We start from the raw sequence: 26,785 nt of genomic DNA, 5'->3' as shown, positions 1-26,785 counted from the left end.
CGTGGCTGCGCCACGCACTTGAGCGCCTGCCACAAGCCTCGAGTGTAGAAGACTTCGAGGCCTTGCTGCCGTGGAACTGCACACCGCAAACTCCAAGATAGCCATAGATCCCCACCTTTAAAATGTGGGGTTCATGGAGCGCTTACGAACAGCTAGGCTTCTACACCGTTAACCACTCATTCTCCCCCTATAAAAACCAAGCGCGATCTACCAGTGGTAGACATTCGTTAAAATGTGCCAATCAGCGCTCACAAAAAATGGGCACCCGACCCAGTCGGCGTGCCCATTTTTTACCGCCCCGAGACGGTGCTTACCTGTTACGGATTGACGCTGTCTTTCAACGATTTTCCCGGTTTGAAGGCAACGGTGTTACTGGCCTTGATTTTCACTGGCTCACCGGTTTGCGGGTTCTTGCCGGTGCGTGCGCCACGGTGGCGTTGCAGGAAAGTACCGAAGCCCACCAGGGTGACGCTGTCTTTACGGTGCAGAGCGCCGGTGATTTCTTCGAGGACGGCGTTGAGGACGCGGTTAGCCTGTTCTTTGGTGAGGTCAGCCTTTTCAGCGATTGCTGCGGCGAGATCTGGTTTACGCATGAGTGAAGCCTCTTTGACGGTTTTTTGTTGTTATGTCCGTGCTGTTCTTCCGGAACAGCGCCCAAGGCGCCGCAGGCTCTACTCTGCGGCAGACGGAGTGAGGATGGCATGCGGTTACGAGCGGCGCCAGTCTCGGGGCGACCTTTGTAGTAGCAAAAGCGGGGTGATTCCGACAGAACGACCGGTATTTACGCCAAAAGCGCCGGAAGCTCCTTGTTTAGAGCCAGTTTCTCCATCACTGCCGCCCCGGTGAGCGCGTAACCCAACAATTTTCCGCTGGCATCACGGCACAGCGCCTTGATGTCGGCGCCCTGCCCTTCGACGGTCCAGGCACCTTCAAAACCCCGTGGTGGCGGGGAAACCACCAATGGGCAGACCGGTGTTTTCACGGTAATCGGCATCGCACCGTAGCTGACCGCCGTCGGGTTGCCGGCCAGGGTTTGCGCCAGCGCACGCGCACAACTCATCAGGGGCATCACGTACAGCAAATTCAGCCCATCGACCTCGGCGCAGTCGCCCAAGGCGTAGATATTGGCGTGAGAGGTCTTCAGATGGCGGTCAACGACCACACCGCGGTTGATCTGCAAGCCGGCAGCGGCCGCCAGATCGATGCGCGGGCGCAGGCCAATGGCGGAAACCACGACGTCGCAGGGGATCACCTGGCCATCGGACAAATGCCCTTCGAGCCCGTCATCGGTACGTTGCAAGCTATTGAGTACCGGGCCGAGGTGGAACTGCGCGCCCAGGCTTTCCAGCCCGGCCTGCACGGCTGCGGCCGCCGCCGGGTGAAGCAGCGTCGGCATGACTTGTTCGCACGGCGCGACCAGTTGCACCTCGTAACCACCGAGGATCAGGTCGTTGGCGAACTCACAGCCGATCAGGCCAGCGCCGAGCAACAACACCCGACGCTTGCCGGCTGCCGCCGCCCGAAAGCGCGCGTAGTCTTCGAGGTCGTTGATCGGGAAGATTGCCTCGGGCGCATCGCCCTGCACCGGTACGCGCACGGTTTCCGCGCCCCAGGCAAGGATCAGGTCGCGATAGGCCACAGCTTCTTCACCGATCCACAGGCGTTTGTGGCCCGGGTCGATGCCGCTGATGCGCGTATGGGTCCGCACCTCAGCCTTCAGCTGTTCGGCCATGGCGCCGGGCTCGGCCATGCTCAGGCCATCGGCGTCCTTGTTCTTGCCAAAACCGGTGGAGAGCATCGGCTTGGAGTAAGAGCGTCCGTCATCTGCGGTAATCAACAGCAGCGGTGTTTCGCCATCGAGTTTGCGAAACTCCCGGGCCAGGTTGTAGCCAGCCAGCCCAGTGCCGACGATCACGACAGGTGCGTTCATTCCTTACTCCTCTTCAATTCATCAAAATCTGTGATCAGGCAGCGATTTCGATCATTTCGAAATCCATTTTGCCGACGCCACAGTCTGGACACAGCCAGTCTTCCGGTACGTCCTGCCACGGGGTTCCGGCGGCGATGCCGTCATCCGGCCAGCCGTCGGCTTCGTTATAGATCAGCCCACAGACCACGCATTGCCACTTTTTCATTACTTGTTTCCTCAGGTTCTCAGGCTTTTACTGGCGCGAATGGTCACCCGATAAGGGTCTGCCGTCCGGCTCAAGGCGTTTTGTACTGATCGGGCGCAGCAGATGCAAGCCTGTTCGCGGCCATTACCCGGTCTGGTCAGTCAATATCACCGACCGACATGGTAAGCTCGCCGCCTCATTTGCTGCCAATACTGACTCACTGTGCCGCACTCAAAACCCCTCGCCCCTGCTCTGCTCTGGCTGCCACAACGCCAGCTGACCCCGCTACCTGACGCGCAAACCCTCGACTGGCTATTCGATGAGGGCTCGCTCACCCGTCGCCTGACCCGTTTGTCGGATGACGGCTTCAGCGTGACGCCATTGCTCGAAGGCTGGCAGCCTTTGCGCGCTGACGAATGCGCCGCACTGGAATTGCCCGAAGGCAGTGAAGGCTGGGTTCGTGAGGTGTATTTGCGCGGTCATGGTGAAGCCTGGGTGTTTGCCCGCAGCGTGGCGGCACGCAGTTCGTTGCAGGACGGCGGGTTGAATATGGATGAGCTGGGCAGCCGCTCCCTGGGCGAGCTGTTGTTTTGCGATCAGGCGTTCCAGCGCCGCGCCATCGAGGTTTGTCACTATCCTGTCGAGTGGTTGCCCAGCGAATCTCAAGCGCCGCAACTGTGGGGCCGGCGCTCGCGTTTCGACCGGGGGGACTTGAGCGTGCTGGTCGCGGAAATATTCCTGCCAGCCCTGTGGCGCGCTGCCCGCGCGAATGCGGAGAACTGCTGATGTACCAAAGCCTGCTCAAGTCATTGAATCGCTTGAACCCGCGCGCGTGGGACTTCATCCAGTTGACCCGCATGGACAAGCCCATCGGCATTTACCTGCTGCTGTGGCCAACGTTGTGGGCGCTGTGGATTGCCGGCAAAGGTTCGCCGTCACTGGCCAATATCGTGATTTTCGTCCTTGGCGTGGTGCTGACCCGCGCGGGCGGCTGCGTGATCAATGACTGGGCTGATCGCAAGGTCGACGGTCACGTGAAACGTACCGAACAACGGCCCTTGGTCAGCGGCAAGATCAGCTCCAAAGAAGCGCTGGTGTTCTTCGCGTTGCTGATGGGCGTGAGTTTCCTGCTGGTGCTGTGCACCAACGCGGCCACGGTCTGGCTGTCGTTCGGCGGTCTGGCGCTGGCGGCCACTTACCCGTTCATGAAGCGCTACACCTATTACCCGCAAGTGGTGCTGGGCGCGGCGTTCTCCTGGGGCATGCCGATGGCGTTCACCGCCGAAACCGGTGAACTGCCGGCCATTGCCTGGTTGCTGTGGATCGCCAACCTGCTGTGGACGGTGGGCTACGACACCTATTACGCCATGACCGACCGCGACGACGATTTGAAGATCGGCGTGAAATCCACGGCGATTCTGTTTGGCGATGCCGATCGGGTGATCATTCTCACCCTGCAAGGCCTGGCCCTCGGGTGCCTGCTGCTGGCCGGATCGAAATTCGAGCTGGGCGGCTGGTTCCACCTCGGGCTGCTGGCCGCGGCCGCATGCTTTGCCTGGGAATTCTGGTACACCCGCGACAGGGACCGACTGAAGTGTTTCCGGGCCTTCCTGCATAACCATTGGGCCGGGTTGGCGATTTTCGTCGGGATCGTGCTGGATTACGCAACTCGCTGATACCCACGTCTCTGTAGCAGCTGGCCAAGCCTGCTGCTACGGATCGCGTAAAGGCAAACCCGCCCTCAAAGGGGCGGGTCTGCCAGAGGTTCAGATCATTGTGTATGGATCAGTGCTTTGCCATGTGCCACATATTTTTGAAACCATCACCGTTCTTGTCACCGGGCTTCATGTCCATTTTGTAGGTGTACATCGGCTTGCCGTCGTAAGCCCACTGCATCATGCCGTCATCACGCTTGATGACCGTCCATTCACCTTCAGCCTTGGCGCCTGCCGGGGCCATCATCGGTGGCCACGTCTTGGCGCAATCACCGTTACACATCGACTTGCCGCCTGCGTCCTTATCGAACGTGTACAAGGTCATGCCCTTTTGATCGACCATCATGCCGTTCTTCATCATTGCCGGCTCGGCAGCGAGCGCGAGTGTCGGTAATGCCAGGGCAGCGGCCAACACCAAGGCTTTGAACGATTGAGCGTAGTGAGTCATGGAAACCTTCCTTTGTGGTTGTCAGGATTCGAACTTAGAGCGTAGTTCAGGATTGCGCTGAGCGCCGCACGGCTAAAATACTGTCACACGACTGCAATAATTCCGTTATCTAATGCGGCGCAAGACAGTTAAATGACAAGAGGATTAAGGCATGGTTGGCAGGAGCATTCTGATCGTCGACGACGAAGCGCCCATTCGCGAAATGATCGCCGTTGCGTTGGAAATGGCCGGCTATGACTGCCTGGAGGCTGAAAACTCCCAGCAGGCCCACGCCATTATTGTCGACCGTAAACCGGACCTGATCCTGCTCGACTGGATGCTGCCCGGCACTTCTGGCATCGAGTTGGCCCGGCGTCTCAAGCGCGATGAACTGACCGGGGACATCCCGATCATCATGCTCACCGCCAAGGGCGAAGAGGACAATAAGATCCAGGGCCTGGAAGTCGGCGCCGATGACTACATCACCAAGCCGTTTTCCCCACGCGAGCTGGTTGCACGCCTGAAAGCCGTGCTGCGTCGTGCCGGCCCTACCGACGGCGAAGCGCCGATCGAAGTCGGCGGCCTGCTGCTGGACCCGATCAGCCACCGCGTGACCATCGACGGCAAACCCGCCGAGATGGGCCCGACCGAATACCGCTTGCTGCAGTTTTTCATGACCCACCAGGAACGCGCCTACACCCGCGGGCAATTGCTCGATCAAGTCTGGGGCGGCAACGTGTATGTCGAAGAGCGCACCGTCGACGTGCACATTCGTCGTTTGCGCAAAGCACTCGGCGATGCCTACGAGAATCTGGTACAAACCGTGCGTGGCACCGGCTACCGGTTTTCCACCAAGGCCTGAGCCGGCCCTTACCTGCTCGACACGCTGACAAGGACGCAAGTTTAAGTGAACCAAAACTGGCATGGCACTCTGATCCGCCACATGCTGTTACTGGTCACCGGCTGCCTGGTGATCGGCCTGATTACTGGCTATTACGGCTGGAGCCTGGCCGCAGGCCTGGGCATTTACCTGGCCTGGACCCTCAAGCAATTGCTGCGCCTGCACGAGTGGCTACGCCTGCAAAAGCCCGACGAACCACCACCCGATGGCTATGGCCTGTGGGGCGAAGTGTTCGACAGCATCTACCACCTGCAACGGCGCGATCAGCGCGTGCGCGGACGCCTGCAAGCGGTAATCGACCGGGTTCAAGAGTCCACTGCTGCGTTGAAAGACGCGGTGATCATGCTCGACAGCGACGGCAACCTGGAATGGTGGAACCGCGCTGCTGAAACCTTGCTGGGCCTCAAGACCCCACAGGACAGCGGTCAGCCGGTGACCAACCTGGTGCGTCATCCGCGCTTCAAGGAATACTTCGAGCAGGACAACTACGCCGAGCCGCTGGAAATCCCTTCGCCGACCAACGATCGGATGCGGATTCAGCTGTACATCACCCGTTACGGCAACAACGAACACTTGATGCTGGTGCGCGACGTCACCCGCATTCATCAGCTGGAACAAATGCGCAAAGACTTCATCGCCAACGTCTCCCACGAACTGCGCACGCCGTTGACGGTGATCTGCGGCTACCTGGAAACCCTGCTCGATAACGTCGAAGAGGTGAATCCACGCTGGAGCCGTGCGTTGCAGCAAATGCAGCAACAGGGCGGACGCATGCAGACGCTGCTCAACGACTTGTTGTTATTGGCCAAGCTCGAAGCCACCGATTACCCGTCGGACAACCAGCCGGTGCCGATCGACAACCTGCTGCAATCGATCAAGAGTGACGCCCAGGCGCTGTCGGGGCAGCGCAACCAGCACATCACCCTGGAAGCCGATCCGTCGATCATGCTCAAGGGCAGTGAAGCCGAGTTGCGCAGTGCGTTCTCGAACCTGGTGTTCAACGCCGTCAAATACACTCCGGATGGCGGCAACATCCGCATCCGCTGGTGGGGTGACGAACAAGGCGCGCACCTCAGCGTGCAGGACTCGGGAATCGGCATCGACAACAAACACCTGCCGCGCCTGACCGAACGCTTCTACCGCGTCGACTCCAGCCGCAACTCCAATACCGGCGGCACCGGGCTGGGCCTGGCCATCGTCAAACACGTTTTGTTACGTCATCGTGCGCGAATGGAGATCAGCAGCGTGCTCGGCCATGGCAGCACATTCACCTGCCATTTCGCGCCGGCACAGGTCACAAAATCGCGGGTCAACTCGTTGACCGACTAGCGCGAACGTTGACTGAACACTAGGCAATCGCCCTGTCAGCCGCTACATTGGCTGACTTGGGCCTGCCTTTCAGGCTCGGCAATCCCCTTTCTATTCGAATATACGGAACCCGCAAAACTCCATCATGGACCCTTCCCCTGGCGTGACCCTCGCTTCACTCTTCGCCGATTTCGGCATGATTCTTTTTGCACTGATCCTGGTTTTGCTCAACGGCTTCTTCGTTGCGGCGGAATTTGCCATGGTCAAACTGCGCTCGACCAAGGTCGAGGCCATTGCCCATAAAAACGGCTGGCGCGGGCAGATCCTGCGCACCGTACACAGCCAGCTCGACGCTTACCTGTCGGCGTGTCAATTGGGTATCACCCTCGCCTCCCTGGGCCTTGGCTGGGTCGGTGAACCGGCGTTCGCGCACATTCTCGAACCGTTGCTGGACGCGGTCGGCGTCAACTCGCCGGAAGTGGTCAAGGGTGTGTCGTTCTTCACCGCCTTCTTTATCATTTCGTACCTGCACATCGTGGTCGGCGAACTGGCCCCCAAATCCTGGGCCATCCGCAAGCCCGAGCTGCTGTCGCTGTGGACGGCGGTGCCGCTGTACCTGTTCTACTGGGCCATGTACCCGGCCATTTACCTGCTCAACGCCAGCGCCAACACGATCCTGCGGATTGCTGGCCAAGGTGAACCCGGCCCTCATCACGAGCACCATTACAGCCGTGAAGAACTGAAACTGATCCTGCACTCCAGCCGCGGCCAGGACCCGAGCGACCAAGGCATGCGCGTACTCGCCTCCGCCGTGGAAATGGGTGAGCTGGAAGTGGTCGACTGGGCCAACTCCCGGGAAGACCTGGTGACGCTGGAGTTCAACGCGCCGCTCAAGGAAATCCTAGCGCTGTTCCGTCGTCACAAATTCAGCCGCTACCCGGTGTACGACAGCGAACGCCAGGAGTTCGTCGGCCTGCTGCACATCAAGGACCTGCTGCTGGAACTGGCGGCGCTGGACCACATTCCCGAGTCGTTCAACCTGGCCGAGCTGACCCGCCCGCTGGAACGCGTATCGCGGCACATGCCGTTGTCGCAGTTGCTGGAGCAGTTCCGCAAGGGCGGTTCGCACTTCGCCCTGGTTGAAGAAGCCGACGGCAACGTCATCGGCTACCTGACCATGGAAGACGTGCTGGAAGTGCTGGTCGGCGACATCCAGGACGAACACCGCAAGGCCGAACGCGGGATCCTCGCCTACCAGCCGGGCAAATTGCTGGTGCGCGGTGACACACCGCTATTCAAGGTCGAACGCCTGCTGGGTATCGATCTGGACCACGTCGAGGCCGAAACCCTCGCCGGGCTGGTCTACGAATCCCTGAAACGGGTGCCGGAAGAGGAAGAAGTGCTGGAAGTCGAAGGTCTGCGGATCATCATCAAAAAGATGAAAGGCCCGAAGATCATTTTGGCCAAGGTGTTGATGCTCGACTAGTGCCCGACACCTGATCGGCGTCGATCCCATCGCGAGCAGGCTCGCTCCCACATTGATTCGGTGTTACTCCGGTTTCCCGGCAAAACACAAATCCCCTGTGGGAGCGAGCCTGCTCGCGATAGCGTCAGCTTGGACAACACATTATTGCTTGCCGAGCGCAAAGTTCGGCAAGCTGCCCACCGGTTGGTTGAACTGGTACGGAATCGACACCAGCCCCAACCCGCTATTGCGCTGCACCACGAAGTGCAGGTGCGGCCCGCTGCTGTTGCCGGTATTGCCCGATAACCCCAACGCACTGCCGACCGCCACCCGCTGCCCCTCCCGCACACACACCGAACCGCGCTTAAGGTGCAGGTACACGCCCATGGTCCCGTCATCGTGCAGCACTCGCACGAAATTGCCCGACGGGTCGGTGCCGCGTCCGCTCTGGTGGTTTTCGGTCTTCACCACCACCCCGCCACGCGCCGCGATGATCGGCGTGCCTTCAGGCATCGCGATGTCCATGGCATAACGGTTCTTGACCCCAAAGTGGCTGTACCGGCCATTAGGGCCCTGAGTCAGGTGGAACGGGCCGCCACGCCACGGCAGCGGATACCGATAGGCCAGCGTGGTGTCTGTGGGGTTGCCCAGGGAATAGTTGAACGTCGGGGTATAGGCCAGCGGCTTGCCGGGCGTAATCGCCGTGAGCAGCGCCAGACGCACGGTGCTGCGCGCCGGCAGCACCCGGCGGATCGGCTGTGCCGGCGCACCGCTGACATTCTTCAGCCCGGTGAAACTCAGCTCGACCTCTACCGGCGCATACAAATCGTTGCGCACAAACACACTGTGCGTATCCCTCTGCTTCTTGATATCCAGAAGTACCTGGCGCTCAAGGTGCTCTTCCATGCGGTCGCGGAACACAAAGATCCGCGCGCCATGGGAGGGACGATCACTGTAGGAGACCACACCCGTCGCGCTGGTGGATTTGTAAATAGTGATGGCCACAGCCGAGGTGGATGCCATGAACAGACCACAGAAAAACAGCAATCGCGCGAGCATGAGTAAAGTTCTGTCGAGGAAGGCCTGAAAACAGCCTAGCAGCCAGAATCGACCTGCGTAGTCGGCAGATGTTTCAAATGATCGCTCCCAAACCTTTGATGATCGTTCCCACGCTCCCGCGTGGGAATGCATCCTGTGACGCTCTGCGTCACGCACCAAAGCGGACGCGGAGCGTCCGGGGCGACGATGAAGAGTTGGCCTTTGCGGGCGTCGGCCAGGTGGATCTTGGGTGGGGGCGTGCCCAGGTGGTGGTCGAGGGCGCGTTCGGCGGCTTCGTGGAGTTTCTTCGAATCGAGGGATTCGTAGGGGGAAGTTGCTGGGTCTTCTGGTGGATTTGGTGTCGGCTTGATCATCGGTGTATCTCCCTGGAACTAAGGAGCTGACACCGTTTCGCTTGCGCTTCGAAAGAGGTGGCAGCTGTGCGTTGGTGTGCAAGACCGGTCCAGGAACCCGGCAGACCCGAAGGTCTCCGACGCACAGCCGCCATAACGATTCGCGAGCATAAAAAAACGCTCGATGAATAGCCATCCACGATTGTGCACCTGGACCGGACTTGCACGTCCGAGTCACCGTTTTTTGGTGACAGGGTGAGACTAGCCCTAGTCCGCAGGTCGGGATAGTTACCGAACACCGCTACAACTTGAAGGAAATGTCCGAGGACGTGGGAACGCTCGATGAGTGCTTCAGGGAGAGATGCACTGAGTTCGATGACCCCATCGCGAGCAGGCTCGCTCCCACACTGGTTGTGTGTCGATCACATAAATGTGGTTCGACACCAATTAAATGTGGGAGCGAGCCTGCTCGCGATGGCGATCTAATCAGCGACGCTGTACTTACGCGCCCGGTACGAAATGCTTCTGCGCCGTGCCGCGGGCGATCAGGCGGGAGATGTAGTCGAGCTTTTGTGCATCCTGGTCGACAAAGCGGAAGGTCAGTTGCAGCCAGTCGCTGTCGGGTTTCGGCTCGTGCGCGACGATGGCGTGCAGGTAGCCGTTCAGGCGGGCGACTTCGGCGTTGTCGCCCTGCTCCAGGTCGAGCACGGCGCTGTCGAGCACTTGCGGCAAGGTGTCGGTGCGCTTAACCACCAACAAGGCTTCCTTGATGCTCAACGCCTTGATCACACATTGCTGAGTACCGCTGGGCAAACGCAGTTGACCTTGGCCACGACCACCGGCCGGGGCGGCAGACGCCACCGGTGCCTTGACCGGCGGGCTGTTGAGCAGGCCACGAGCAGGCGCTGCAGCAGGGGCCGGCGCGGCCGCAGGCTTGGCGAACGGATTGACCGCCGCCGCTGCCGGGGCAACGACAGCCGCCTTGCCGCCCGTGAGCGCGCTGAGGGAGTCGTTGCCGAACGCCGAATTCATCTTGGTGGGCGCGCTGTTCATCAAGGTGTCGAGCTTGCCGACCTTGTTCAACGCCTGCTTGACCTTGGTCAGCAGCTGCTCGTTGGTGAACGGCTTGCTGACATAGCCGGAAACGCCGGCCTGAATCGCCTGAACCACGTTTTCCTTGTCGCCGCGGCTGGTAACCATGACAAACGGCATGGCTTTGAGTGAGTCCTGTTCGCGGCACCAGGTCAGCAATTCGAGGCCAGACATTTCCGGCATTTCCCAGTCGCACAGGACCAGGTCGAATGCTTCGCGCGCCAGCATGGCCTGCGCTTTTTTACCGTTGACCGCGTCTTCGATTCGAATGCCCGGGAAGTAGTTGCGCAGGCACTTCTTCACCAGGTCACGAATGAACGAAGCGTCATCGACCACCAACACACTGACCTTACTCATCAACCAACCCCTTTAAAAAATCCCGGCAATCATAACGCTTTGCTGATGGCACTTTGCCAAAACTCTTCAGTCACGCCGGGACTTTTTTCGTTCGCGGGTGCTATGAATTCAAAAGCCGCAAACAAAAACGCCCGACCACAAGGCCGGGCGCTTTACTTGGGCAATCTTACTTATCGTCAGCTTTGCCCGGAACATTAGCGCTTTCGGCACTTGTGCCCTCAACTTCTTCCTTCATGCGCTTGAGGCCCATGTGCCGGACATCGGTACCGCGCACCAGGTAAATCACCAGCTCGGAAATATTGCGGGCGTGGTCGCCAATCCGCTCCAGCGAACGCAGCACCCAGATGATGCTCAAGACCCGCGTGATAGAGCGTGGGTCTTCCATCATGTAGGTCGCCAGCTCGCGCAGCGCGGTCTTGTATTCGCGGTCGATGACCTTGTCGTACTGGGCCACCGACAACGCCAGTTCGGCGTCGAAGCGAGCAAAAGCGTCCAGTGCGTCGCGAACCATGTTGCGCACCTGATCGCCGATGTGCCGGACTTCGACGTAACCGCGTGGGGCTTCGCCTTCTTCGCACAGCTGGATGGCACGGCGGGCGATTTTGGTCGCTTCGTCGCCGATGCGCTCCAGGTCGATCACCGACTTGGAGATGCTGATGATCAACCGCAAGTCCGATGCAGCCGGCTGACGGCGGGCCAGAATGCGCAGGCACTCTTCGTCGATATTGCGTTCCATCTGGTTGATCTGGTCGTCGATCTCGCGCACTTGCTGGGCCAGGCCCGAGTCCGCTTCGATCAGTGCAGTGACCGCGTCATTGACCTGTTTCTCGACCAGCCCGCCCATGGCCAGGAGGTGGCTGCGCACTTCCTCAAGCTCAGCGTTGAACTGCTGGGAGATGTGGTGGGTAAGGCCTTCTTTGCTAATCATGTTGGCGTCCTTGGAGCGTCCGGTAAGGTGCGGTCTACCGCAGCGATGGTTAAGCGAGCAACGCTAGCGGCATCCTAGCCATAACGACCGGTGATGTAGTCTTCGGTCTGCTTCTTCGCCGGATTGGTGAACAGGGTATCGGTGTCGCCGAATTCCACCAGTTTGCCCATGTACATGAACGCCGTGTAGTCGGATACCCGCGCGGCCTGTTGCATGTTGTGGGTCACGATGACGATGGTGAACTTGGATTTCAGTTCGTAGATCAGTTCTTCGACTTTCAGCGTCGAAATCGGGTCGAGTGCCGAGCACGGTTCGTCGAGTAGCAGCACTTCCGGCTCGACCGCAATGGTACGAGCGATCACCAGACGTTGCTGCTGACCACCGGACAAGCCCAGGGCCGACTCGTGCAGACGGTCTTTCACTTCATCCCACAGTGCCGCGCCTTTCAACGCCCATTCGACGGCTTCGTCGAGTACGCGCTTTTTGTTGATGCCTTGAATACGCAGGCCGTAGACCACGTTTTCATAGATGGTTTTCGGGAACGGGTTCGGCTTCTGGAACACCATGCCGACGCGACGACGCAGTTCGGCCACGTCTTCGCCCTTGCGGTAGATGTTGTTGCCATAGAGGTTGATCTCGCCTTCGACGCGGCAGCCATCGACCAGATCGTTCATCCGGTTGAAGGTGCGCAGCAGCGTTGACTTGCCGCAGCCGGACGGGCCGATGAACGCGGTCACGCGCTGCTTGGGAATGTTCATGCTGACGTCGAACAGCGCTTGTTTGTCGCCGTAGAACAGGCTCAGGCTCGGCACTTCGATGGCCACGGTTTCCTGTGCCAGGTTCAGGCTCTGTTTGTCGCGACCCAGGGCCGACATGTTGATGCCGTGGGTGTGTGTTTCGTGCTGCATGGGAAACTCCCTGTGCTAACAAATTCGGTTCGGTTGTGTGGGAGCGAGCTTGCTCGCGATGGCATCACTGCGGTTTCAAACTTGAACCGCGTCGCCTGCATCGCGAGCAAGCTCGCTCCCACATAAAAATCAGCTATCCAGCGCTTTGTATTTCTCGCGCAGGTGGTTACGGATCCACACTGCCGACAGGTTGAGCGTGGCGATCACCAGCACCAGCAGCAGCGCCGTGGCGTACACCAGCGGTCGTGCGGCTTCGACGTTCGGGCTCTGGAAGCCGACGTCATAAATATGGAAGCCCAGGTGCATGATTTTCTGGTCGAGGTGCAGGTACGGGTAGTTGCCGTCCACCGGCAGCGACGGCGCCAGTTTCACCACACCCACCAGCATCAGCGGCGCCACTTCACCGGCGGCGCGAGCCACGGCGAGGATCATCCCGGTCATCATCGCCGGGCTGGCCATCGGCAGCACGATCTTCCACAAGGTTTCAGCCTTGGTCGCGCCGAGAGCCAACGAGCCTTCACGCACGGTGCGAGGAATCCGCGCCAGGCCTTCTTCAGTGGCCACGATCACCACCGGCACCGCCAGCAGCGCCAGGGTCAGCGAGGCCCAGAGCAGGCCCGGCGTACCGAAGGTCGGTGCCGGCAAGGCTTCAGGGAAGAACAAACGGTCAACCGAGCCGCCCAGTACGTAAACGAAGAAGCCCAGGCCGAACACGCCGTAAACGATCGCCGGAACGCCCGCCAGGTTGTTCACCGCAATGCGGATCAACCGGGTCATCGGCCCCTGGCGTGCATATTCACGCAGGTAGACTGCTGCCAGTACGCCGAACGGGGTGACGATCATCGCCATGATCAGGGTCATCATCACGGTGCCGAAGATCGCCGGGAAGATCCCGCCTTCGGTGTTGGCTTCACGCGGGTCGTCGCTGAGGAATTCCCAGACCTTGTTGAAGTAGAAACCCAGCTTGGTCAGGTAGCTCATGGCGTTCGGCTGGTAGGCATGAACCACTTTGCCGATACCGATTTCGACTTCTTTGCCGTTGGCATCGCGAGCGGTCAGGCTGTCGCGGTTGAACTGCGTGTGCAGGTCGCTCAGGCGTGCCTCGACGTCTTTATAACGAGCGTTCAGCTCAGCGCGCTCAGTGTCCATGTCGGCTTGCGCAGTCGGATCGAGCTTGCCTTCAAGCTCCAGCTTGCGGCCGTGCAGGCGAATGCGCTCAAGGCCTGCGTTGATCGCGCCGATGTCGGTTTTTTCGAGGCTTTTGAGTTGTGCCGCGAGCTTGTTGACGCGGTCCACCCGCGCTTGCAGCTCCGGCCAGGCCGCTTCGCCTTCAGCGATGACCTTGCCGTCCTGTTTGACGTTGAGCAGGTAGCCGTAGAAATTGCCCCACTCACGGCGCTCGATGGTCATCAGCTCGCGCGGCGTACTCTGGTCGGTCAGCCACTCGCCGACGATCCAGGTGAAGTCATTGCCGTTGATGTCACGGTTGCCGACCTTGATCAGCTCGCGGGTCATGAATTCCGGACCTTGATCCGGCACTGGCAGACCTGCGGTTTTCAGACGCTCACGCGGCACTTCTTCCTTCTGCACCACTTCGCCGATGACGACATGGTTGGCCTGGCCCGGCACGTTGTAACTGGCGTGCATCAGGTCTGCCGGCCAGAAGTGGCCCAGACCGCGCACGGCAATCACCGCCAGCAAACCAATGGTCATGATGACCGCGATGGACACCGCGCCACCGCTGATCCAGACGCCGGGGGCGCCGCTCTTGAACCATCCTTTCAGGGAGTTCTGTTTCACAGACTTCTACCTTTCTTAAAGCGACGAGTATTTCTTGCGCAGACGCTGACGGATCAGCTCCGCGAGGGTGTTCATGATGAAGGTGAACAACAGCAGCACCAGCGCCGACAGGAACAACACGCGGTAGTGACTGCCACCGACTTCCGATTCGGGCATTTCTACCGCCACGTTGGCGGCCAGGGTGCGCAGACCTTCGAACAGGTTCATTTCCATGACCGGGGTGTTACCGGTGGCCATCAGCACGATCATGGTTTCCCCGACCGCACGGCCCATGCCGATCATCAGTGCCGAGAAAATGCCCGGGCTGGCGGTCAGGATCACCACGCGAGTCATGGTCTGCCATGGCGTGGCGCCGAGGGCCAGGGAGCCCAGCGTCAGGCCGCGCGGCACGCTGAACACGGCGTCTTCGGCGATCGAGTAGATGTTCGGGATCACCGCAAAGCCCATGGCCAGACCAACCACCAGAGCGTTGCGCTGGTCGTAGGTGATGCCCAGGTCGTGGGAGATCCACATGCGCATGTCGCCGCCGAAGAACCAGGCTTCCATGTACGGGCTCATGAACAGCGACAACCAGCCCACAAACAGAATCACCGGGATCAGGATCGCGCTTTCCCAGCCGTCCGGCACTTTCAGGCGAATCGACTCGGGCAGGCGACTGAAGATGAAACCGGCTACCAGAATGCCGATCGGCAAGAGCATCAGCAGGCTGAAAATGCCCGGCAAGTGCCCTTCCACATAGGGTGCGAGGAACAGGCCGGCGAAGAAGCCGAGGATCACCGTCGGCATCGCTTCCATCAATTCGATGACCGGCTTGACCTTGCGGCGCATGCCCGGCGCCATGAAGTACGCGGTGTAGATCGCCGCAGCGACCGCCAGCGGTGCGGCCAGCAGCATCGCGTAGAACGCGGCTTTCAGCGTACCGAAGGTCAGTGGCGAAAGGCTCATCTTGGGTTCGAAGTCGGTGTTGGCCGCGGTCGATTGCCAGACGTATTTAGGCTCGTCGTAGTTTTCGTACCAGACCTTGCTCCACAACGCACTCCACGAAACTTCCGGGTGCGGGTTGTCGAGCAGCAGCGGTTGCAGCTTGCCGCCCTGCTCCACAATGATGCGGTTGGCACGCGGCGACAGACCGAAGAGGCCGGTGCCATCAACCACCTGGTTCACCAGCAAGGTGCGGTGGGCGGTGCTGTGGAACACGCCGAGCTTGCCGGCCGTGTCGAGGGCGACGAAGCCTTTGCGACGCTCTTCGGCGGTGATTTCAACGATCGGCGTGGTGCCCATCTGGAAGGTGCGGATCTGTTTCAGTCGTTGCTCGCCATCGGTATCGCGAGCCATGAACCACTGGGCCAGACCACCCTTGGAGTCGCCGATGATCAGCGAGATGCCGCCCACCAGCTGAGTACTGGCGGTCACTTGCGCTTCGCCGTCATCCAGCAGTTTGTAGCGACCGTTGAGGCTCTTGTCGCTCAGGCTGAAGACGTCGGCCTGGGCACGGCCGTTGACCACGTACAACCACTGCTGACGCGGGTCGACGAAGATGTTCTTCACCGGCTCGGTCATTTGCGGCAGTTCAATGCGCTTCTGCTCGTTGGTGACCTCACCGGTCATCATGTTTTCTTCGCTGCTCAGCGACAGCACATGCAATTGCGAACCGGTAGAGCCGGCTAGCAGCAGGGTCGAATCGGTCGCATTGAGGCTGACGTGCTCCAGGGCACCGCCCTGCTCGTTCAGTGCGATCGGCGTTTCGCCATACGGGAATTCGATGGCCGGCGAGATGGTTTTCTTGCCTTCCGGGTAACTGACTTTATAGGTGTGGCGGAACACCAGCGCCTGACCGTTGGACAAGCCCACGACAACCAGCGGATGCCCGGGCTGGTCTTTACCAATGGCGGTTACGCTGGTGCCGGCCGGGATCGGCAGGTTAATGCGGCTTAGCTCGGCGCCACTGTCGACATCGAAAAACAGCGCCTGGCCCTTGTCGGAAACCCGCATGGCGACCTGGTTCTGTTCTTCGAGGGAGATCATCAGCGGTTTGCCGGCGTCTTGCATCCAGGCCGGGGTGATCGCGTCTTTGGCGGTCAGGTTAGCGCCCTGAAACAGTGGCGCAACGACGTAGCCAAGGAAGAAGAAGATCAGCGTGATCGCGCCGAGTACGGCAAGGCCGCCAACGAGGACATACCAGCGGGTCAGGCGGTCTTTGAGCGCGCGGATGCGGCGCTTGCGTTGGAGCTCAGGCGTATTGAAGTCAATTCGCTTGGGGGGATTGGTAGTCATTGGGGAATTGGCCAGATCATTCATGCGCACACCCTAGCGATCCTGTATGACAGAAAGATGACAATGCAGTGACGCAACAAATCCGCCGCCCGTGTGAACTGGCAGCGGACTGGAAAATTAGAGGTGTGGGAGCGAGCCTGCTCGCGATAGCGATGCAACGGTCAACAGAGGTGTTGAATGTCAGTCCGTCATCGCGAGCAGGCTCGCTCCCACACACGAGTCCGGGTTAGCCCGGACTCAGGGTTTTACTTTTTTGCGACTTCAGCGCCGCCTTCTTGCAGGCCCAGGTCAGCCAGTGCCTTGGCGGCAACTTTGGCTGGCAGTGGGATGTAGCCGTCTTTCACGACAACTTCCTGGCCCTGTTTGGACAGAACCAGTTTCACGAACTCGGCTTCCAGCGGGGCCAGAGGCTTGTTCGGAGCTTTGTTGACGTAAACGTAGAGGAAACGCGACAGTGGGTATTTGCCGTTCAGGGCGTTTTCTTCGCTGTCTGCGATGTAGTCGGTGCTGCCTTTCTTGGCCAGAGCCACAGTCTTCACGCTGGCAGTTTTGTAGCCGATGCCCGAGTAACCGATACCGTTCAGCGAAGAGCTGATCGATTGCACGACCGAAGCCGAGCCTGGTTGTTCGTTGACGTTTGGCTTGTAGTCGCCTTTGCACAGGGCTTCTTCTTTGAAGTAGCCATACGTGCCGGATACCGAGTTACGGCCGAACAGTTGAACCGGCTTGTTGGCCAGGTCGCCGGTCACGCCCAGGTCGCCCCAGGTTTTGACTTCTGCTTTAGCGCCGCACAGACGAGTCGAGGAGAAGATCGCGTCGACTTGTTCCATGGTCAGGTGCTGGATCGGGTTGTCTTTGTGCACGAACACGGCCAGGGCATCCACGGCAACCGGGATAGCGGTTGGCTTGTAGCCATACTTCTGTTCGAAGGCCGCCAGTTCGGTGTCCTTCATCTTGCGGCTCATCGGGCCCAGGTTGGAGGTGCCTTCAGTCAACGCAGGTGGCGCGGTGGCGGAGCCAGCGGCCTGAATCTGGATGTTTACGTTCGGGTATTCTTTTTTGTAGTTCTCAGCCCACAGGGTCATGAGGTTGGCCAGGGTATCGGAACCGACGCTGGACAGGTTGCCCGAAACACCAGTGGCTTTGGTATAAGCCGGGATGGCTGGGTCTACACCAGCGGCTACCGCGTTGGCAGTTGCAACGCCAGCAGCGACAAACGTCATTGCCGCCATCAAACGCTTCAGTTTCATGCCTTACTCCTAGCAAATAGGGTGTGTTAAGTCGGGGCCAAGTATCGGCAGGCCGTGTGAACACTCTATGACCTGAATATGACAATTAGATGAAAGGCCAGCATTCGACTTTTTACAGGATGATTCGCGTCGCCCCCATCGCGAGCAGGCTCGCTCCCACAGAGGATCTGCGCTAAACACAGAACCAATGTGGGAGCGAGCCTGCTCGCGATAGGGCCGGTGCAGTCGATGAAGAAGTCGGCCTAGCGGTTGTTCTTCCAGAGATATCCACCCACCAGAATCCCGATGCTGCAGATGATTGCCACATAGTAGGCAGGCCCCATCGGGCTTTCCTTGAGCAGCAGGGTCACGACCATCGGGGTCAGGCCGCCGAAGATCGCGTAGGCCAGGTTGTAGGAGAACGACAGGCCACTGAAGCGCACCACGGCCGGGAACGCCTTGACCATCACGAACGGCACCGCGCCGATGGTGCCGACGAACAGGCCGGTCAGCGCGTACAGCGGGAATAGCCAGTCGGGGTGATCGAGCAGGCTGTGGTAGAAGGTCCAGGACGTCGCCAGCAGCGCTGCGCTGCCAAACACAAACACCCGGCCGGCGCCGAAGCGATCCGCCAGCGCGCCGGAGATCACACAGCCCAGGCTCAGGCACACGATGGCCACGCTATTGGCTTGCAGCGCGGTCGTGGCCGAGAAGTGATAAATGGTTTGCAGCACGGTCGGGGTCATCAGAATGACCACGATGATCCCGGCCGACAGCAGCCAGGTCAGCAGCATCGAGATGGCGATGGCGCTGCGATGGTCACGCAGTACCGCACGCAGCGGCACCTCTTCGGCCAGCGCCTTGCGCAGTTGCAGCTCGGCGAACACCGGGGTTTCGTGCAGCCAGCGGCGCAGGTAGACCGAGAACAGGCCAAACACACCGCCGAGCAGGAACGGGATCCGCCAGGCGTAATCAGCCACTTGTTCAGAGGTGTAGAGGCTGTTGATGGCAGTGGCAACCAGCGAGCCGAGCAGGATGCCGGCAGTCAGGCCGCACGTCAGCGTGCCGCAAGCGTAGCCGATGTGTCGCTGCGGCACGTGTTCGGAAACGAAGACCCAGGCCCCCGGCACTTCACCGCCAATCGCCGCGCCCTGCATCACTCGCATCAGCAGCAACAGGATCGGCGCCCACATGCCGATCTGCGCGTACGTCGGCAGCAAGCCCATGATCAGTGTCGGTACAGCCATCATGAAAATGCTCAGGGTGAACATTTTCTTGCGCCCCAGCAGGTCGCCGAAGTGCGCCATGACGATGCCGCCCAGTGGCCGCGCCAGGTAACCAGCGGCAAAGATGCCGAAGGTCTGCATCAGCCGTAGCCACTCGGGCATGTCCGCCGGAAAGAACAACTTGCCAACCACCGTGGCGAAGAACACGAAGATGATGAAGTCGTAAAATTCCAGCGCGCCGCCCAAGGCGGAAAGCGACAGTGTCTTGTAGTCGTTACCGGTCAAGGGGCGCGCAGGTTGCGCGGGTGTCGCGATGCTCGATGGCGCTGTGGTCATGGCAAGGGCTTCTCTTATAGTCAGATCCGCAACCCCAACAACGCTGGCAGGGGCTTGGGCAAGTTCGGCACGATAGCAAATTGTTCGAAAAAGCACAGGAAAGCGCGTATTTGGCAGTCAAAATGAGAACCCGATGGTCGTCTCGGAGTCTACCGACCGATATACTCGCAACCGTGCAACACTTTGTAAGGGGTTGCTGTGCGAAAACGTCGTTGGCCTTTGTCAGCCGGTTTCGCAGAGTTTCCCCTTAGCGCGCCTTATGGAAAACGTGACGAACGTAGTATGTTCGGGGCTGAATCGTTTTTCCCAAGACGGCTATTCACCCGCTACATATTCCAAGAGTCACGGCTCAGAGGCACCCTCGGCATGATAGAGCTCGAACAAGAAGATCCTATTCCGCAAGGCGATCTGGCCCTGCAAATCACCGCGCTTCCCCGCGAAACCAACGGCTTTGGCGATATTTTCGGCGGCTGGCTGGTGTCTCAGATGGATTTGGCCGGTACGGCGATGGCCAGCAAGGTCGCGGGCGGGCGCGTCGCTACCGTGGCGATCGATCGCATGGCCTTCCTGGTGCCGGTCGCCGTGGGCGCGCAACTGTCCTTCTATACTCAGGCAACGGAAATCGGCCGCAGCTCGATCAAGATGATGGTCGAGGTCTGGAGCGACGATCCACTGTCCAGCGAATGGCGTAAAGTCACTGAGGCGGTGTTTGTGTTCGTCGCCATCGATGGCAGCGGCCGCACCCGCTCGGTTCCGCCCAGAGCTCGTTAAACCGGGCGAGCGTTAAACCCGGCGACCGTTTTACGGTCCATTGACGTCATTGATCCTGAACGAGATGTGCAACATGCCGACTCCCAACGTTGAAGCCGTGAAACTGGATGAACTGAACTGCTGGCGCATCCGCCACGGTCAGGCCGAATTGCTGGTGGCCCAACAAGGCGCACACATCCTCAGTTATCAACTGGCCGGGCAACCGCCGCTGATCTGGCTCAACGATGAGGCGGTGTTCAAAACCGGCAAAAGCATCCGCGCCGGTGTTCCGGTGTGCTGGCCGTGGTTTGGCAACCTGGACCGCAATCCGCCGAGCGTTCAGGCAATGCGCGTCAGCAGCGAACCGCCGACCGCCCACGGTTTAGTGCGGGCGATGGACTGGGAACTGGGCGCCATTGAAGCCGAAGGCGAAAGCCTGAAGGTCGAGTTCCTCCTGCCCTACCTCGAAGGCGGCCTGCCGGGTTGGCCGTATGCGGTGGATCTGAAACTGAGCATTCGCCTGGATGAGCAACTGCATATCAACCTGACCAGCCAAAACCAGGGCAGTACGCCCGTCACCATCAGCCAGGCGCTGCACAGCTACTACGCCGTCAGCGATGTACGCAATGTGCACGTCGAAGGCCTGGACGGGCTGAGCTACATCGAAACCCTGGATAACTGGAAAACCGTGACTCAAACCGGCGACCTGCGTTTTGCCGGGGAGACCGACCGGATCTACCTGAATACACCAGCGCAATTGAGCATCGTCGATCCTGCCTGGGAGCGGCGTATCGAGCTGACCAGCAGCGGCTCACGCTCGGCGGTGATCTGGAACCCGTGGATCGCACGGGCGGCGCAATTCAGTGACATGGCCGACGACGGCTGGCAGCGCATGCTGTGCATCGAAACGGCGAATGTGATGGATGACATCGTGACCCTGGCGCCGGGGGCGAGTCATACGCTGGGCGTGAGCATCGCCAGCAAACCTCTATAAGCAACACCATAAACAACTGTGGGAGCGAGCCTGCTCGCGATGGCGGTGTAACAGTCAACATAGACGTTGGATGTTATGGCCTCATCGCGAGCAGGCTCGCTCCCACATTTGATCAGTGCCAAGCCAGCTGGCGCGTTACAAATCCGACTCTTTGACCACCCGTACTTTCGCCGCATCCAGTGCATAGGCCGCATCGGCCAGGTCGTTGTTGACCTTCTCGATCTTCAGCGTGCCGGTGACCCACAGCGGTGTGTAGATATCGTCCAGCTTCAAGCCCTTCGGATAGCGCACCAGCACCAATTGGTTAGGCGGTGGTGGCGGCACGTGGATGCAGGCGCCTGGGTACGGCACCAGGAAGAACAGCGTGCTGCGACCTTTGGCGTCGGTTTCCAGTGGCACGGGATACCCGCCGATGCGGATGTTCTTGTCGTTCATCGACGCCACGGTCTTGGTCGAATACATCACCGCCGGCAACCCCTTGCTCTGCTTCAAGCCACCCTTGTCGGTAAAGGTGCCGTTGGCTTCGGGCGAGTTGTGGTCGATTTCAGGCATGGCCTCAAGGGCTTTTTGATCCGACTTGGGCATCAGTTCGAGCCAGTCGGTTTCCGGCAGTTCGCCGGCATGGGCCAGGCCAGTGCCCAGCAATAGGAGAGTCAACAGAAGACGGCGCATGAAAATGCTCGGCAAAGGGAAGTCAGTAAGTCGTCGAGCATTCTAGCCCTCTCGGCCCGTGCGGCAGAGAGGGCTTTGTCGCTTGAATCAGCTCTTTTTGACGAAGCCGTAGATCACCAGCAAAACAATCGCGCCCACCAGTGCACCGATGAAGCCCGCACCCTGGCCAGCCTGATAGATACCCAGCGCCTGGCCGCCGTACGTGGCCGCCAGCGAACCGCCGATGCCGAGCAGGATGGTCATGATCCAGCCCATGCTGTCGTCACCTGGCTTCAGGAAACGAGCCAGCAGGCCAACGATCAATCCGATGAAGATGGTTCCAATTATGTGCATGGCGTTTCCCTCTGAATGATGTAGGTATGCCAAAGCCTAGTCGGGCTTTGGCATCCTGCCATCAGAGAACGACGGCGACCGAAGGTTCCGTCGTTGCCAGATGAAACTATTCGGCAATCAGTGCTTCGACCTTGAGGATCTGCTGCGCAAGCGTCTCCCTGTCGGCGCAACGCAGGTTGGCGTGACCGACCTTGCGGCCGACCTTGAACGCCTTGCCGTAGTGGTGCAGATGGCAATCAGCGATGGCGATGACCTTCTCGACCGGCGGGACAACGCCGATGAAGTTGAGCATCGCGCTCTCGCCAACCTTGGCGGTCGAACCCAGCGGCAGGCCGGCGACGGCACGCAGGTGGTTTTCGAACTGGCTGCACTCGGCACCTTCGGTGGTCCAGTGCCCGGAATTGTGGACACGCGGGGCAATTTCGTTGGCCTTGAGGCCACCGTCGACTTCAAAGAATTCGAATGCCATCACGCCGACATAATCCAGCTGCTTGAGCACGCGGCTGGAGTAATCCTCGGCCAGGGCTTGCAGCGGGTGGTCGGTGCTGGCCACGGACAGCTTGAGAATGCCACTGTCGTGGGTGTTGTGGACCAGCGGGTAGAATTTCGTTTCACCATCGCGAGCGCGTACGGCGATCAGCGAGACTTCACCGGTGAACGGCACGAAGCCTTCCAGCAAACAGGCCACGCTGCCCAGCTCGGCGAACGTGCCGTCCACATCGACCGGTGTGCGCAGGACTTTCTGGCCCTTGCCGTCGTAACCCAGGGTGCGGGTTTTCAGCACGGCGGGCAGGCCGATGCTGGCTACCGCGGCTTCCAGGTCGGCTTGCGAGTGGATATCGGCGAAGGCCGGGGTCGGAATGCCCAGGTCCTTGAACATGCTCTTTTCGAACCAGCGATCGCGGGCGATGCGCAGCGCTTCGGCACTCGGGTAAACCGGAACGAATTGCGACAGGAAGGCCACGGTTTCGGCAGGGACGCTTTCGAACTCGAAGGTCACCAGGTCGACTTCATCGGCCAACTGACGCAGGTGGTCCTGATCGCCGTAATCGGCACGCAGGTGTTCACCCAGCGCGGCTGCACAGGCATCCGGCGCGGGGTCCAGAAAAGCGAAGTTCATTCCCAGCGGCGTACCTGCCAGGGCCAACATGCGACCCAACTGGCCGCCACCGATTACACCGATCTTCATCGTCAACAACCTCAGGCGATGCGTGGGTCTGGATTGTCCAGGACGCTGTCTGTCTGCTCAGCACGGAAGGTTTTCAGCACCGCATGGAATTGCGGGTGCTTGGCGCCCAGGATACTCGCCGAGAGCAGGGCTGCGTTGATCGCGCCGGCCTTGCCGATGGCCAGGGTAGCGACCGGGATGCCCGCAGGCATCTGCACGATCGACAGCAGCGAATCGACGCCCGAAAGCATCGACGACTGCACCGGTACGCCCAGCACCGGCAGGTGGGTCTTGGCCGCACACATGCCGGGCAAGTGGGCCGCGCCGCCGGCACCGGCGATAATCACCTCGATGCCACGGGCCTCGGCCTCTTCGGCGTACTGGAACAGCAGGTCCGGGGTGCGGTGGGCAGAGACCACTTTCACCTCGTAAGGGATGCCGAGCTTTTCCAGCATATCGGCGGTGTGGCTAAGGGTGGACCAATCGGACTTGGAGCCCATGATCACGCCAACCAGTGCGCTCATCGTCGTGCCTCTTCTCTCTGGGCGCCCGCAGGCGCGTCAAAAAACAACAAGCCACGCGGAATGCGTGGCTTGATTGTACGAATTATGGCCAGACGAACCGGCCGAAGGCCGCGCAGTATACCTCAATGAAGCAGATAAACAGCCCCCCGCGCGACCATCTGTCATACGGCGCAAAGTACCGGTTTTATTGACTTGAAGGTCAATCCAATACGACACGAATCCCTTGTGGGAGCGAGCCTGCTCGCGATAGCGTCAGGACATTCACTATTGATGTTGAATGTTAGTCCGTCATCGCGAGCAGGCTCGCTCCCACAGGTTGGTCGATGTGCTCAAGAACCCTGCGCCGCGCCACTTTCCAGCTTGCGCCACAACAACCGCACATTCGCCTTGCGCACCAGCGCGCAGCGATACAGGCGAATCTCCAGCGGCACATGCCATTGCGGGCCACCGCAGACCACCAGCTCGCCGCGCGCCAGTTCGGCGCGCACGCTGAGTTGCGGCACCCAGGCGATGCCCAGCCCTTCCAGCGCCATGCTTTTCAGGCTGTCGGCCATGGCGGTTTCATAAATGGTGGTGAAACGCAGCGCGCGCTGGCGCAGCAGCATGTTCACCGAACGCCCGAGAAAAGCCCCGGCGCTGTAGGCCAGCAACGGCACGCTGGCCTCGCCCTCGAGGTCGAATAGCGGCTTGCCGTCGGCATCGGCCGCGCAGACCGGAAGCATCTCGGTATCGCCCAGGTGCAGTGACGGGAAAATCTCCGGATCCATTTGCATGGCCGCATCCGGGTCATAAAACGCCAGCATCAGGTCGCAGCCGCCTTCGCGCAGGGCGTGCACAGCGTCGCCCACGTTGGTCGCTACCAGCCGCGTGGCAATGTTCAGGCCTTCATTGCGCAGTTGCGCAATCCAGCGTGGAAAGAAACCCAGGGCCAGGGAGTGAGCGGCAGCGACTTGCATCACTTCACCCTGCCCGCCTTCAAGGTGATGCAAATGCCGCAGCACTTCGCCGAGCTGCTCGACCACCGTGCGAGCCGTGACCAGAAACAGCTGACCCGCCGCCGTCAATTCGATGGGCGTGCGCGAGCGATTGACCAGGGTCAGCCCCAGCGCGGCTTCCAGGCTGCGGATCCGCCGGCTGAATGCCGGCTGAGTCACAAAGCGCCGTTCGGCGGCCTGCGAAAAGCTGCGGGTGGCGGCCAGGGCACTAAAGTCCTCGAGCCATTTGCTTTCCAGATTCATCACGTCCTCCCGGACACGCACCAATTTAGGTCACACGCTTGCCGTACACACGGCGTCACACGGGCATTATGCCGAATGTGCATAGGGCAGTGCTTAACAGCATTGGCCCAAAATTTTCCACAAGCCTAGCATTCGCAGCGTTCCGGCACAGACCGGGTCCATATCGAGATGATTTCTATCATGTCCTCCGCTGCATCTTTCCGCACAGAAAAAGACCTGCTTGGCGTACTCGAAGTACCGGCTCAAGCGTATTACGGCATCCAGACCCTGCGAGCGGTGAACAACTTCCGTCTCTCCGGCGTTCCGATTTCGCATTACCCGAAGCTGGTTGTGGGTCTGGCAATGGTCAAGCAGGCTGCTGCTGACGCCAACCGCGAGCTGGGTCACCTGAGCGACGTCAAGCACGCTGCCATCAGCGAAGCGTGTGCCCGTCTGATCCGCGGCGATTTCCACGAAGAGTTCGTGGTGGACATGATTCAAGGCGGCGCTGGCACTTCAACCAACATGAATGCCAACGAAGTCATCGCCAACATCGCGCTGGAGGCCATGGGCCACAGCAAGGGCGAATACCAATACCTGCACCCGAACAACGACGTGAACATGGCGCAGTCGACCAACGACGCCTACCCGACGGCCATCCGCCTGGGTCTGCTGTTGGGTCACGACGCCCTGCTCGCCAGCCTCGACAGCCTGATCCAGTCGTTCGCTGCCAAAGGTGAAGAATTCAGCCACGTTCTGAAGATGGGTCGTACCCAGCTGCAAGACGCCGTGCCGATGACCCTTGGCCAGGAATTCCGCGCCTTCGCCACTACCCTGAGCGAAGACCTGGCACGCCTGAAGACACTGGCACCGGAACTGCTGACCGAAGTGAACCTGGGCGGCACCGCGATCGGTACCGGCATCAACGCCGACCCGCGCTACCAGCACCTGGCCGTTGAGCGTCTGGCACTGATCAGCGGTCAACCGCTGGTACCGGCCGCCGACCTGATCGAAGCCACTTCCGACATGGGCGCCTTCGTGCTGTTCTCCGGCATGCTCAAGCGTACCGCGGTCAAGCTGTCGAAGATCTGCAACGACTTGCGTCTGCTGTCCAGCGGCCCACGCACCGGCATCAATGAAATCAACCTGCCAGCGCGTCAGCCAGGCAGCTCGATCATGCCAGGCAAGGTCAACCCGGTTATTCCGGAAGCTGTTAACCAGGTGGCCTTCCAGATCATCGGTAACGACCTGGCACTGACCATCGCGGCCGAAGGCGGTCAACTGCAACTGAACGTGATGGAGCCGTTGATCGCCTTCAAGATCTTCGACTCGATCCGCCTGCTGCAACGCGCCATGGACATGCTGCGCGAGCACTGCATCGTCGGCATCACCGCCAACGAAGCCCGCTGCCGCGAACTGGTCGAACACTCGATCGGCCTGGTCACCGCGCTGAACCCGTACATCGGCTATGAAAACGCCACCCGCATCGCCCGTGTTGCTCTTGAAAGCGGCCGCGGCGTGCTGGAACTGGTGCGCGAAGAAGGCCTGCTCGACGACGCGATGCTCGCCGACATCCTGCGCCCGGAAAACATGATTGCTCCGCGTCTGGTACCACTGAAAGCCTAACGCTGTAGTTACTGCTCACCAGGTCGAGGG

The 26,785-nt window shown here is 60.1% G+C and carries 27 protein-coding genes; 9 read left to right on the top strand and 18 right to left on the bottom strand.

Going from position 1 to position 26,785, the window contains the following annotated elements; all coding sequences use genetic code 11:
- Window positions 1-101 (top strand): transposase domain-containing protein (locus AC1DIH_RS12575; RefSeq protein ID WP_477771584.1); only part of this gene is annotated, 101 nt, incomplete at its 5' end.
- Between the two features lie 216 nt (window positions 102-317).
- Here the strand turns inward: AC1DIH_RS12575 and AC1DIH_RS12570 are convergent.
- From AC1DIH_RS12570 to AC1DIH_RS12560, 3 genes are all read right to left on the bottom strand, one after another.
- A complete protein-coding gene (locus tag AC1DIH_RS12570) occupies window positions 318-593 on the bottom strand; it encodes an HU family DNA-binding protein (RefSeq protein WP_003195589.1) in 276 nt (91 codons plus the stop codon).
- 188 nt (window positions 594-781) lie between these two features.
- Window positions 782-1,930, bottom strand: a complete 1,149-nt coding sequence (locus AC1DIH_RS12565; protein ID WP_054594750.1) for an NAD(P)/FAD-dependent oxidoreductase — start codon at window positions 1,928-1,930, stop codon at window positions 782-784.
- Window positions 1,931-1,964: 34 nt separating this feature from the next.
- Window positions 1,965-2,135 carry a rubredoxin gene (locus tag AC1DIH_RS12560; RefSeq protein WP_054594751.1) on the bottom strand — a complete coding sequence of 57 codons (171 nt, stop codon included), beginning with the start codon at window positions 2,133-2,135 and terminating at the stop codon, window positions 1,965-1,967.
- A 201-nt stretch (window positions 2,136-2,336) separates the two neighbouring features.
- Between AC1DIH_RS12560 and AC1DIH_RS12555 the strand changes: the two genes are divergently transcribed.
- Together AC1DIH_RS12555 and ubiA are read left to right on the top strand one after the other, a co-directional pair.
- On the top strand, window positions 2,337-2,900 hold the full coding sequence (locus tag AC1DIH_RS12555) for a chorismate--pyruvate lyase family protein (RefSeq protein ID WP_477771896.1): 564 nt from the start codon (window positions 2,337-2,339) through the stop codon (window positions 2,898-2,900).
- On the top strand, window positions 2,900-3,790 hold the full coding sequence (gene ubiA, locus AC1DIH_RS12550; protein ID WP_477771895.1) for a 4-hydroxybenzoate octaprenyltransferase: 891 nt from the start codon (window positions 2,900-2,902) through the stop codon (window positions 3,788-3,790). Before AC1DIH_RS12555 ends, ubiA begins: the two co-directional genes overlap by 1 nt.
- Window positions 3,791-3,899: 109 nt before the next feature.
- Here the strand turns inward: ubiA and AC1DIH_RS12545 are convergent, their stop codons facing one another.
- Window positions 3,900-4,277 (bottom strand): COG4315 family predicted lipoprotein, encoded by a 378-nt coding sequence (locus AC1DIH_RS12545; protein WP_477771894.1) that lies wholly within the window; start codon window positions 4,275-4,277, stop codon window positions 3,900-3,902.
- Between the two features lie 151 nt (window positions 4,278-4,428).
- On the opposite strand from AC1DIH_RS12545, the gene phoB reads away from it, so the two are divergent.
- The 3 genes from phoB to AC1DIH_RS12530 all read left to right on the top strand — a co-directional run bounded on the left by phoB (window position 4,429) and on the right by AC1DIH_RS12530 (window position 7,951).
- Window positions 4,429-5,118, top strand: a complete 690-nt coding sequence (gene phoB, locus AC1DIH_RS12540) for a phosphate regulon transcriptional regulator PhoB (RefSeq protein ID WP_007896474.1) — start codon at window positions 4,429-4,431, stop codon at window positions 5,116-5,118.
- Between the two features lie 81 nt (window positions 5,119-5,199).
- Entirely contained in the window at window positions 5,200-6,486 is a 1,287-nt protein-coding gene (phoR, locus tag AC1DIH_RS12535; RefSeq protein WP_427534008.1) for a phosphate regulon sensor histidine kinase PhoR, read from the top strand.
- 124 nt (window positions 6,487-6,610) lie between these two features.
- The gene (locus tag AC1DIH_RS12530) at window positions 6,611-7,951 is read left to right on the top strand and encodes a hemolysin family protein (RefSeq protein ID WP_477771893.1); all 1,341 of its coding nucleotides are present in this window, start codon (window positions 6,611-6,613) and stop codon (window positions 7,949-7,951) included.
- A gap of 141 nt (window positions 7,952-8,092) precedes the next feature.
- On the opposite strand, the gene AC1DIH_RS12525 is transcribed toward AC1DIH_RS12530, so the two are convergent.
- The 9 genes from AC1DIH_RS12525 to AC1DIH_RS12485 all read right to left on the bottom strand — a co-directional run bounded on the left by AC1DIH_RS12525 (window position 8,093) and on the right by AC1DIH_RS12485 (window position 19,471).
- Window positions 8,093-8,989 (bottom strand): peptidoglycan DD-metalloendopeptidase family protein, encoded by an 897-nt coding sequence (locus AC1DIH_RS12525; protein ID WP_477771892.1) that lies wholly within the window; start codon window positions 8,987-8,989, stop codon window positions 8,093-8,095.
- Window positions 8,990-9,024: 35 nt separating this feature from the next.
- Window positions 9,025-9,342 carry a hypothetical protein gene (locus AC1DIH_RS12520; RefSeq protein ID WP_477771891.1) on the bottom strand — a complete coding sequence of 106 codons (318 nt, stop codon included), beginning with the start codon at window positions 9,340-9,342 and terminating at the stop codon, window positions 9,025-9,027.
- Window positions 9,343-9,822: 480 nt separating this feature from the next.
- Window positions 9,823-10,770, bottom strand: coding sequence for a response regulator (locus AC1DIH_RS12515; protein ID WP_477767278.1), 948 nt, complete (start codon window positions 10,768-10,770; stop codon window positions 9,823-9,825).
- 166 nt (window positions 10,771-10,936) lie between these two features.
- Complete coding sequence (gene phoU / locus AC1DIH_RS12510) at window positions 10,937-11,698, bottom strand: phosphate signaling complex protein PhoU (RefSeq protein ID WP_477771890.1); 762 nt, start codon at window positions 11,696-11,698, stop codon at window positions 10,937-10,939.
- Window positions 11,699-11,772: 74 nt separating this feature from the next.
- Window positions 11,773-12,606, bottom strand: coding sequence for a phosphate ABC transporter ATP-binding protein PstB (pstB, locus tag AC1DIH_RS12505; RefSeq protein ID WP_054594761.1), 834 nt, complete (start codon window positions 12,604-12,606; stop codon window positions 11,773-11,775).
- A 129-nt stretch (window positions 12,607-12,735) separates the two neighbouring features.
- Window positions 12,736-14,406 carry a phosphate ABC transporter permease PstA gene (pstA, locus tag AC1DIH_RS12500; RefSeq protein WP_427546703.1) on the bottom strand — a complete coding sequence of 557 codons (1,671 nt, stop codon included), beginning with the start codon at window positions 14,404-14,406 and terminating at the stop codon, window positions 12,736-12,738.
- Between the two features lie 15 nt (window positions 14,407-14,421).
- On the bottom strand, window positions 14,422-16,704 hold the full coding sequence (locus AC1DIH_RS12495) for an ABC transporter permease subunit (protein WP_477771889.1): 2,283 nt from the start codon (window positions 16,702-16,704) through the stop codon (window positions 14,422-14,424).
- 221 nt (window positions 16,705-16,925) lie between these two features.
- Window positions 16,926-17,930: a phosphate ABC transporter substrate-binding protein PstS gene (locus AC1DIH_RS12490; RefSeq protein WP_054594764.1), complete on the bottom strand. Its 1,005-nt coding sequence runs from the start codon at window positions 17,928-17,930 to the stop codon at window positions 16,926-16,928.
- A 242-nt stretch (window positions 17,931-18,172) separates the two neighbouring features.
- Window positions 18,173-19,471, bottom strand: a complete 1,299-nt coding sequence (locus tag AC1DIH_RS12485) for an MFS transporter (RefSeq protein ID WP_477771888.1) — start codon at window positions 19,469-19,471, stop codon at window positions 18,173-18,175.
- Between the two features lie 366 nt (window positions 19,472-19,837).
- Between AC1DIH_RS12485 and AC1DIH_RS12480 the strand changes: the two genes are divergently transcribed.
- Together AC1DIH_RS12480 and AC1DIH_RS12475 are read left to right on the top strand one after the other, a co-directional pair.
- Window positions 19,838-20,242, top strand: a complete 405-nt coding sequence (locus AC1DIH_RS12480; protein ID WP_019694314.1) for an acyl-CoA thioesterase — start codon at window positions 19,838-19,840, stop codon at window positions 20,240-20,242.
- Between the two features lie 73 nt (window positions 20,243-20,315).
- Complete coding sequence (locus tag AC1DIH_RS12475; protein WP_477771887.1) at window positions 20,316-21,215, top strand: D-hexose-6-phosphate mutarotase; 900 nt, start codon at window positions 20,316-20,318, stop codon at window positions 21,213-21,215.
- A gap of 135 nt (window positions 21,216-21,350) precedes the next feature.
- Here the strand turns inward: AC1DIH_RS12475 and AC1DIH_RS12470 are convergent, their stop codons facing one another.
- From AC1DIH_RS12470 to AC1DIH_RS12450, 5 genes are all read right to left on the bottom strand, one after another.
- Entirely contained in the window at window positions 21,351-21,887 is a 537-nt protein-coding gene (locus AC1DIH_RS12470; protein WP_216740919.1) for a DUF3299 domain-containing protein, read from the bottom strand.
- Window positions 21,888-21,974: 87 nt separating this feature from the next.
- Window positions 21,975-22,220: a GlsB/YeaQ/YmgE family stress response membrane protein gene (locus AC1DIH_RS12465; RefSeq protein WP_477767272.1), complete on the bottom strand. Its 246-nt coding sequence runs from the start codon at window positions 22,218-22,220 to the stop codon at window positions 21,975-21,977.
- A gap of 106 nt (window positions 22,221-22,326) precedes the next feature.
- Window positions 22,327-23,409: a 5-(carboxyamino)imidazole ribonucleotide synthase gene (locus AC1DIH_RS12460; RefSeq protein WP_477771886.1), complete on the bottom strand. Its 1,083-nt coding sequence runs from the start codon at window positions 23,407-23,409 to the stop codon at window positions 22,327-22,329.
- 11 nt (window positions 23,410-23,420) lie between these two features.
- On the bottom strand, window positions 23,421-23,912 hold the full coding sequence (purE, locus tag AC1DIH_RS12455) for a 5-(carboxyamino)imidazole ribonucleotide mutase (protein WP_019694319.1): 492 nt from the start codon (window positions 23,910-23,912) through the stop codon (window positions 23,421-23,423).
- A gap of 329 nt (window positions 23,913-24,241) precedes the next feature.
- The gene (locus AC1DIH_RS12450) at window positions 24,242-25,150 is read right to left on the bottom strand and encodes a LysR substrate-binding domain-containing protein (protein WP_477771885.1); all 909 of its coding nucleotides are present in this window, start codon (window positions 25,148-25,150) and stop codon (window positions 24,242-24,244) included.
- A 180-nt stretch (window positions 25,151-25,330) separates the two neighbouring features.
- Between AC1DIH_RS12450 and AC1DIH_RS12445 the strand changes: the two genes are divergently transcribed.
- Window positions 25,331-26,755 (top strand): aspartate ammonia-lyase, encoded by a 1,425-nt coding sequence (locus tag AC1DIH_RS12445; protein ID WP_477771884.1) that lies wholly within the window; start codon window positions 25,331-25,333, stop codon window positions 26,753-26,755.
- Window positions 26,756-26,785 lie beyond the last annotated feature (30 nt).

The organism is Pseudomonas sp. 05N36 (genome assembly GCF_056397385.1).
The sequence above is the reverse complement of the archived record's forward strand: the minus strand, read 5'-3'. Positions and strand labels throughout refer to the sequence as shown.